Origin of the sequence: Tistrella sp., from assembly GCF_002684955.1 — a bacterium.
Lineage (GTDB): Bacteria > Pseudomonadota > Alphaproteobacteria > Tistrellales > Tistrellaceae > Tistrella > Tistrella mobilis.
Genome location: NZ_NYWI01000069.1, coordinates 1 through 5926, shown reverse-complemented (window position 1 = coordinate 5926; position 5926 = coordinate 1). Strand labels below are relative to the sequence as shown.

General features: G+C 67.6%; 5 protein-coding genes. 4 read left to right on the top strand and 1 reads right to left on the bottom strand.

All coding sequences use genetic code 11. The annotated features are described in order from the left end of the window. Positions 1–429: 429 nt before the first annotated feature. The 4 genes from CMO28_RS21480 to CMO28_RS21465 all read left to right on the top strand — a co-directional run bounded on the left by CMO28_RS21480 (position 430) and on the right by CMO28_RS21465 (position 4691). Positions 430–1296 carry an SDR family oxidoreductase gene (locus CMO28_RS21480; protein WP_296716807.1) on the top strand — a complete coding sequence of 289 codons (867 nt, stop codon included), beginning with the start codon at positions 430–432 and terminating at the stop codon, positions 1294–1296. Continuing rightward, on the top strand, positions 1293–2426 hold the full coding sequence (locus CMO28_RS21475; RefSeq protein WP_296716805.1) for a pyridoxal phosphate-dependent aminotransferase: 1134 nt from the start codon (positions 1293–1295) through the stop codon (positions 2424–2426). Before CMO28_RS21480 ends, CMO28_RS21475 begins: the two co-directional genes overlap by 4 nt. A 17-nt stretch (positions 2427–2443) precedes the next feature. After that, positions 2444–3325: an alpha/beta fold hydrolase gene (locus CMO28_RS21470; protein WP_296716802.1), complete on the top strand. Its 882-nt coding sequence runs from the start codon at positions 2444–2446 to the stop codon at positions 3323–3325. A gap of 97 nt (positions 3326–3422) precedes the next feature. Continuing rightward, the gene (locus CMO28_RS21465; protein ID WP_296716799.1) at positions 3423–4691 is read left to right on the top strand and encodes a M20 family metallo-hydrolase; all 1269 of its coding nucleotides are present in this window, start codon (positions 3423–3425) and stop codon (positions 4689–4691) included. Here CMO28_RS21465 and CMO28_RS21460 read toward each other — a convergent pair. Then, complete coding sequence (locus CMO28_RS21460) at positions 4640–5851, bottom strand: MFS transporter (RefSeq protein WP_296716797.1); 1212 nt, start codon at positions 5849–5851, stop codon at positions 4640–4642. The genes CMO28_RS21465 and CMO28_RS21460 overlap by 52 nt on opposite strands. Positions 5852–5926: the final 75 nt, after the last annotated feature.

Sequence of the window (5926 nt, the reverse complement as noted above, 5' to 3'; positions counted from 1 at the left end):
TGACGGGGGAGGGGGAAGAGAGCCGGATGGCGGCGTTGGACCGGCCTTCGAGGCCGTGAAGGTGGATCCCCGCCTTCGCGGGGATGACGGTAGAGAGGGGGTGCGGAGGTGGGCGACGGGGGGATCGGACAGGGGGGCCGGGTGCGATGGGGCGGTCATGGCAGGCGCGGGCCCTGCGGTTTTCGCCCCGCTTTCACCGCCATCGGGCGGTCATGGCAGGCGTCGGCCCTGCCGTTTTCGCCCCGCCCCCACCACCGTCATCCCCGCGAAGGCGGGGATCCACCTTCCTTTGCCACGGCCGGGGTTTGTGGGGGACGGGCGGTGCATGGGGTGGGTCGACGGTTCTTGACTTGCGGGTAGTCGTATACAATAATGGCGTTATTGCATTCACAAACGCATATCATGCGTGCCAAATGAGGGTTTTGAGCGGTGAAGCTGGGTCTTGAAGGCAAGAAGGTTCTGATCACCGGCGCATCGAAGGGTATCGGCCTGGCCGCTGCCTGGAGCTTTGCCCGCGAGGGTGCCGATCTGCACCTGGCCGCCCGCTCGGAAGAGGCCCTGGTCGAGGCGAAGGCGGCGATCGAGGCGGAATGCGGGGTGGCGGTGACGATCTACCCCATGGATCTGTCGAGCGATGCGCAGATGGTGGCGCTGGCCGATGCGGCGGGGGATGTCGACATTCTGGTCAACAATGCCGGCAATATCCCCTCGGGCCCGATCGATGCGGTGGATGATGTCTCCTGGCGCCGCGGTTTCGACCTGAAGGTCTTCGGCTATATCTCGCTGACCCGGGCGGTGTATGCCCGCATGCAGGCGCGGGGTACGGGCGTGATCGTCAACGATATCGGCAATTCCGGCGAGAACTGGGATGCCAATTACATCGCCGGATCGACCGGCAATGCCGCACTGATGGCCTTCACCCGCGCCCTTGGCGGGGTGAGCATGGATTACGGCGTGCGGGTGCTGGGCGTGAACCCGGGGCCGGTGGAAACCGACCGCATGGTGCGGCTGATGAAGCGGCGCGCGGTCGACATGTTCGGCGACGAAACCCGCTGGCGCGAGCTGTTCGACCGCTATCCCGGCGGCCGCCCGGCCACGGCCGAAGAGGTGGCCGATCTGATGGTGTTCCTGTCCTCGCCGCGCGCCGGCTATGTCAGCGGCACGATCGTGACCATCGATGGCGGCATCGCCTCGCGCGGGTCGATCATCAAGGATGGCGGCCGGCGGTCGGTTGCGGCGCCCGCTTTTCAGGAGCCCGCCATTCAGGAGCCCGCTTTTCAGGAGACTGGTGCGTGAGCCTGCTCGATACCAAGAACGCCTATTTCGACCGGCTGTTTTCCGATCCCGAGCTGAAATGGCTGGGCCAGAATACCAATCACGTGCCCCAGCATCCGGCGGTTGCCGCCGCCATGCATGCAGCGGTGGATGCCGAGAATTTCCACGCCTATGCGCCGCCCGCCGGCATGGAGGCGCTGCGGGCGGCGATCGTCGCCGATCTGCGGCTGCCCGGCGCCCGGGCGCTGGTGACCGACGGCGCGGTGGCGGCGCTGGCGCTGATCTGCCGGGCCTTTGCCAAACCCGGCACGACCTTCGTCACCACCGATCCGGGCTGGAAATGGCCGCTGCAATTCGCCGCCCAGAACGGTGCCGAGGTGATCGAAATCCCGATCTACGGCCCCGAATGGAACTTCCGCCTCAGCCCCGAACGGCTGGCGGAGGTGGTGGATGAGCGGACCGCGATCATCTATCTGGTCGACCCGAACAACCCGCTCGGCATCACCTATACCGCCGAGGAAATCGGCGCCTTCGCGGCGATCGCGCGCGAGGCAGGTGCGATCCTGATCCATGACAGCACCTATCGCGACTTCGCCGAAGGCCATACGCCGGCCAGCATGATCTATCCCGAAGGCGCGGTGACGGTGGTCAGCTTCTCCAAATGGCTGGGGCTGGCGGGCATGCGCGTGGGTGCGCTGGTCGCATACCCCGAGCTGATAGACCGCATCGCGCCGTTTTCGACCGCGCCCCTGGGTGCCAGCGTGATCGCCCAGGCGGCGGCGCTGGCCGGGCTTGGGGTCAAGGACGAATGGATGGCCGAGGTGCAGCAGATCCAGCGCCACAACCAGGCGCTGATCAAACAGGCGGTCGATGCCCTGCCGGGCTTCGCCATGCCGGTCTACCCCTCCCACGGCAATTTCGTGGTGGTGGAATGCATCGAGGCCGGGGTGCGGCCGGAAGCGCTGGTGGCCGAGTTTCAGACCGCGGGGATCATGATCCGCCAGGGCACCTATCATACGCCCCGCTTCGGCGACTGCTTCATCAAGGTGTCGACCACCGTGCCGACCGCCTGGGTGGAAGCCTTCTGCGCCCTGCTGCCCCAGATGGCGGCGCGCGCGAAGACCCGCACCGACATCCCGCCGCTGTTCTGACCGGAAGGGCAAGTCCGATGTCTTTTGCCACCGCAACCGACGGCACCCGCCTCTATTATGAGGAGGCGGGGACCGGCACGCCGATCCTGTTCATCCATGAATTCGGCGGCGATTATCGGGCCTGGGAACCGCAGATGCAGTTCTTCGCGCGCCGGCATCGCTGCATCACCTATTCCGCCCGCGGCTATGCGCCTTCGGATATTCCGACGGATGTGGCGGCCTATTCGCAGGAGATTGCCGTCACCGATGCGCTGGCCGTGCTCGACCATCTGGGCATTGACCGCGCGCATATCGTCGGCCTGTCGATGGGCGGGTTCGCGACCCTGCATTTCGGCCTGATGGCCCCCGAACGCGCCCTGTCGCTGACCATCGCCGGGGCCGGTTATGGCGCGGAAAAGCAGTTCGAGGACTATTTCCGCGGCGTTTCGCTGGAAGTGGCCGAGCGGTTCCGGACGCTGGGGGCGAAAGAATTCGCCAAGACCTATGCGCTGGGCGCCAGCCGGGTGCAGTTCCAGAACAAGGATCCGCGCGGCTGGCAGGATTTCGCCGACCGTCTGGCCGAGCATTCCGATATCGGCGCCGCCAATACGATGAGCGGCGTTCAGGCGCGGCGGCCGTCGATCTATGATCTGGAAGACCAGATCCGCGCCTGCACCCTGCCGGCGCTGATCGTGGTCGGCGACGAGGACGATCATTGCCTGCAGCCGGGCATCTTCATGAAGAAGACCCTGCCGGCCGCCGGGCTGGCGGTGCTGCCCAAAACCGGCCATACGCTCAACCTGGAAGAGCCGGCGCTGTTCAACCAGCTGCTGGCCGAATTCATCGCCATGGTCGAGGCCGGACGCTGGACGGCCCGCGACCCGCGCGCCGAGCCGGCGCAGATCATGAAGACCTCGTAACGCCATGTCGGGCGATGGCGGCGGGACAGGCGGCGCGGCGCCGGCGGAGAGCTGGCGCCGCCGCACCGACTGGCGTAAGGAAACGGGGGAGGGGTATATGCCGAGCGGTCGCGAGATCACGCCGGAGGCGGAACGCATTCTGGGGCATGTAAATGGCGACCGGCTGTGGCAGCGGCATATGGAGCTGGCCCGCTTCGGCGCCCGCAGCGATGGCGGGGTGGACCGCCAGGCGCTGTCGGCCGAAGAGATCCAGGCCCGCGCCCATCTGATCGGCATCGCCCGCGCCCGCGGCTTCGGCGTTGCAACCGATCCGGCTGGAAACCTTTTCTTTCGGTTGCAGGGGCGGGAGCCGCATCTGCCGCCGGTGCTGTCGGGTTCGCATATGGACAGCCAGCCGACCGGCGGCCGTTTCGACGGGATTTACGGCGTGCTGGCCGCCTTCGAGGTGCTGGAAGCGATCCGCGATGCGGGACATGTGCCCCGGCGGAGCATCGAGGCGGTGGCCTGGATGAACGAGGAAGGATCGCGCTTCGCCCCGGGCATGATGGGATCGGAAGCCTTCGCGGGCGTGCGGCCGCTGGACGAGATTCTGGGGGTGCGCGATGCCGATGGGGTGAGCGTCGCCACGGCGCTGGCGGCCGTGAACTCAGCCTTCCCCGATGTGCCCGTGCGCGAGCTGGGCCAGCCGGTCGAGGCCTATGTCGAGGCCCATATCGAACAGGGCCCGGTGCTGGAGGCCGAGGGCCGGGTGGTCGGCGCCGTGACCGGCATTCAGGGCAAGCAGACCTATCGGGTGACGGTGACCGGCGAAGAGGCCCATGCCGGCACAAAGCCGATGGCCGAGCGGCGCGATGCGCTGATCGCCGCCAGTGCCATGGTGCAGCGCCTTCATGCCATCGCGCGCAGCACCGCCGACGATCTGATGCTGACCTTCGGCCGTTTCACCGTTTCGCCCAATGCACCCTCGGTGGTGCCGGCGAAGGTGGTGTTCTCGATCGATCTGCGCCATTTCGACACCGGGCTGATGCAGGGCTTCGGCGCGGCCATCCCCGATCTCTGCGTCGAACTGGCCGGCGGCTGCGGGGTGGCGGTTGAACCGCTGGTCGACGCGCCCTCGCTGGCGTTTCCCGAAGCGCTGCGCGACCGGATCCGCGACATCGCCGCGGTGCTGGGCCATCCGGTCATGGACCTGGCCTCGGCGGCCGGGCACGATGCAAGGCACCTGCACGCCATCGCACCCACGGCGATGATCTTCATCCCCTGCCATCAGGGCATCAGCCACCACCCGACCGAACGGGCGGAACCCGCGCATCTTCACGCCGGCGCCCGGGTTCTGGCGGCCTTGCTGGCGGAGCTGGCAGGGTAGCCGGCGCGCCGGTCCAGCGCGCCGCTCCAGAGGGTGAGGGCGAAAGCTGCGAGCGTGATCAACGCGCCGACCCAGGGCGTGGCGCCGAGCCCCAGCGACGAGGCCACCACCCGGCCGCCGATCCAGGCACCGGCGGCAATGCCCAGATTGAATGCGGCGATGTTCAGGGCCGAGGCGACGTCTACCCCGTCTGATCGGTAAATGCGGGCCATCTTCACCACGTAGAGTTGCAGGCCCGGCACATTGGCGAATTGCAGGAAACCCAATGCCGCCAGGGTGACCAGGGCCGGCACCGCCGAAACGGCCGTGAAGCTGAAGGCGAGCAGAACTACGGCCTGGGCGGCGAAGAGCCAGGCGAGCGCCCTGACCGGGTTGCGGTCGGCCAGCCGGCCGCCGGCCAGGTTGCCGATGGCGATCGCCACGCCGTAGAGCACCAGCACCAGGCTGACCGCGCCATTGGTGAGGCCGGTCACCTGTTCCAGGATCGGCGCCAGGAAGGTGAAGGTGACGAAGGTGCCGCCATAGCCGGCCGCCGTCATCGCGAAGACCAGCAGCAGCCGGCCCGAGCCCAGCACCCGCGCCTGATCGACCAGACGGGCAGGGGCGGCGCGGGGCAGATCGCGCGGCAGCAGGGCGGCGATGCCGGCGAGCGCAACCGCACCGATCAGCGCCACGGCCTGGAAGGTCGCGCGCCAGCCGAAATGCTGGCCGATCCAGGTGCCGAGCGGCACGCCGGTGACGATCGCCACCGTCAGCCCGGCAAACATCATCGCAATCGCCGAGGCCCGCCGGTTTTCCGGCACCAGATCGGCGGCAATGGTGGCGCCGACCGAAAAGAACACCCCATGGGCGAAGGCCGACAGCACGCGGGCGACCAGCAGCACCTCGTAACCCGGCGCCAGCGCGGCCAGCCCGTTGCCGGCGATGAACAGCGCCATCAACGCCAACATCAAGGGCTTGCGCGCCGCGCGGCCGGTGAGCGCGGTCAAAACAGGCGCGCCGAAGGTGACGCCCAGGGCATAGACACTGACGATCAACCCGGCCGCAGGCAGGTCGATCCCCAGATCCTGTGCCACCGTCGGCAACAACCCGACGATGACGAATTCAGTGGTGCCGATCGCATAAGCTGCAATCGTCAGGGCAAACAAGGCGGGAGGCATGGCGGAACTCCGGAACGGAACAGCGTTTCGGCCGGTAGTATGGTCATGTCCTGCCAGATCGATAATCGGTCGGAT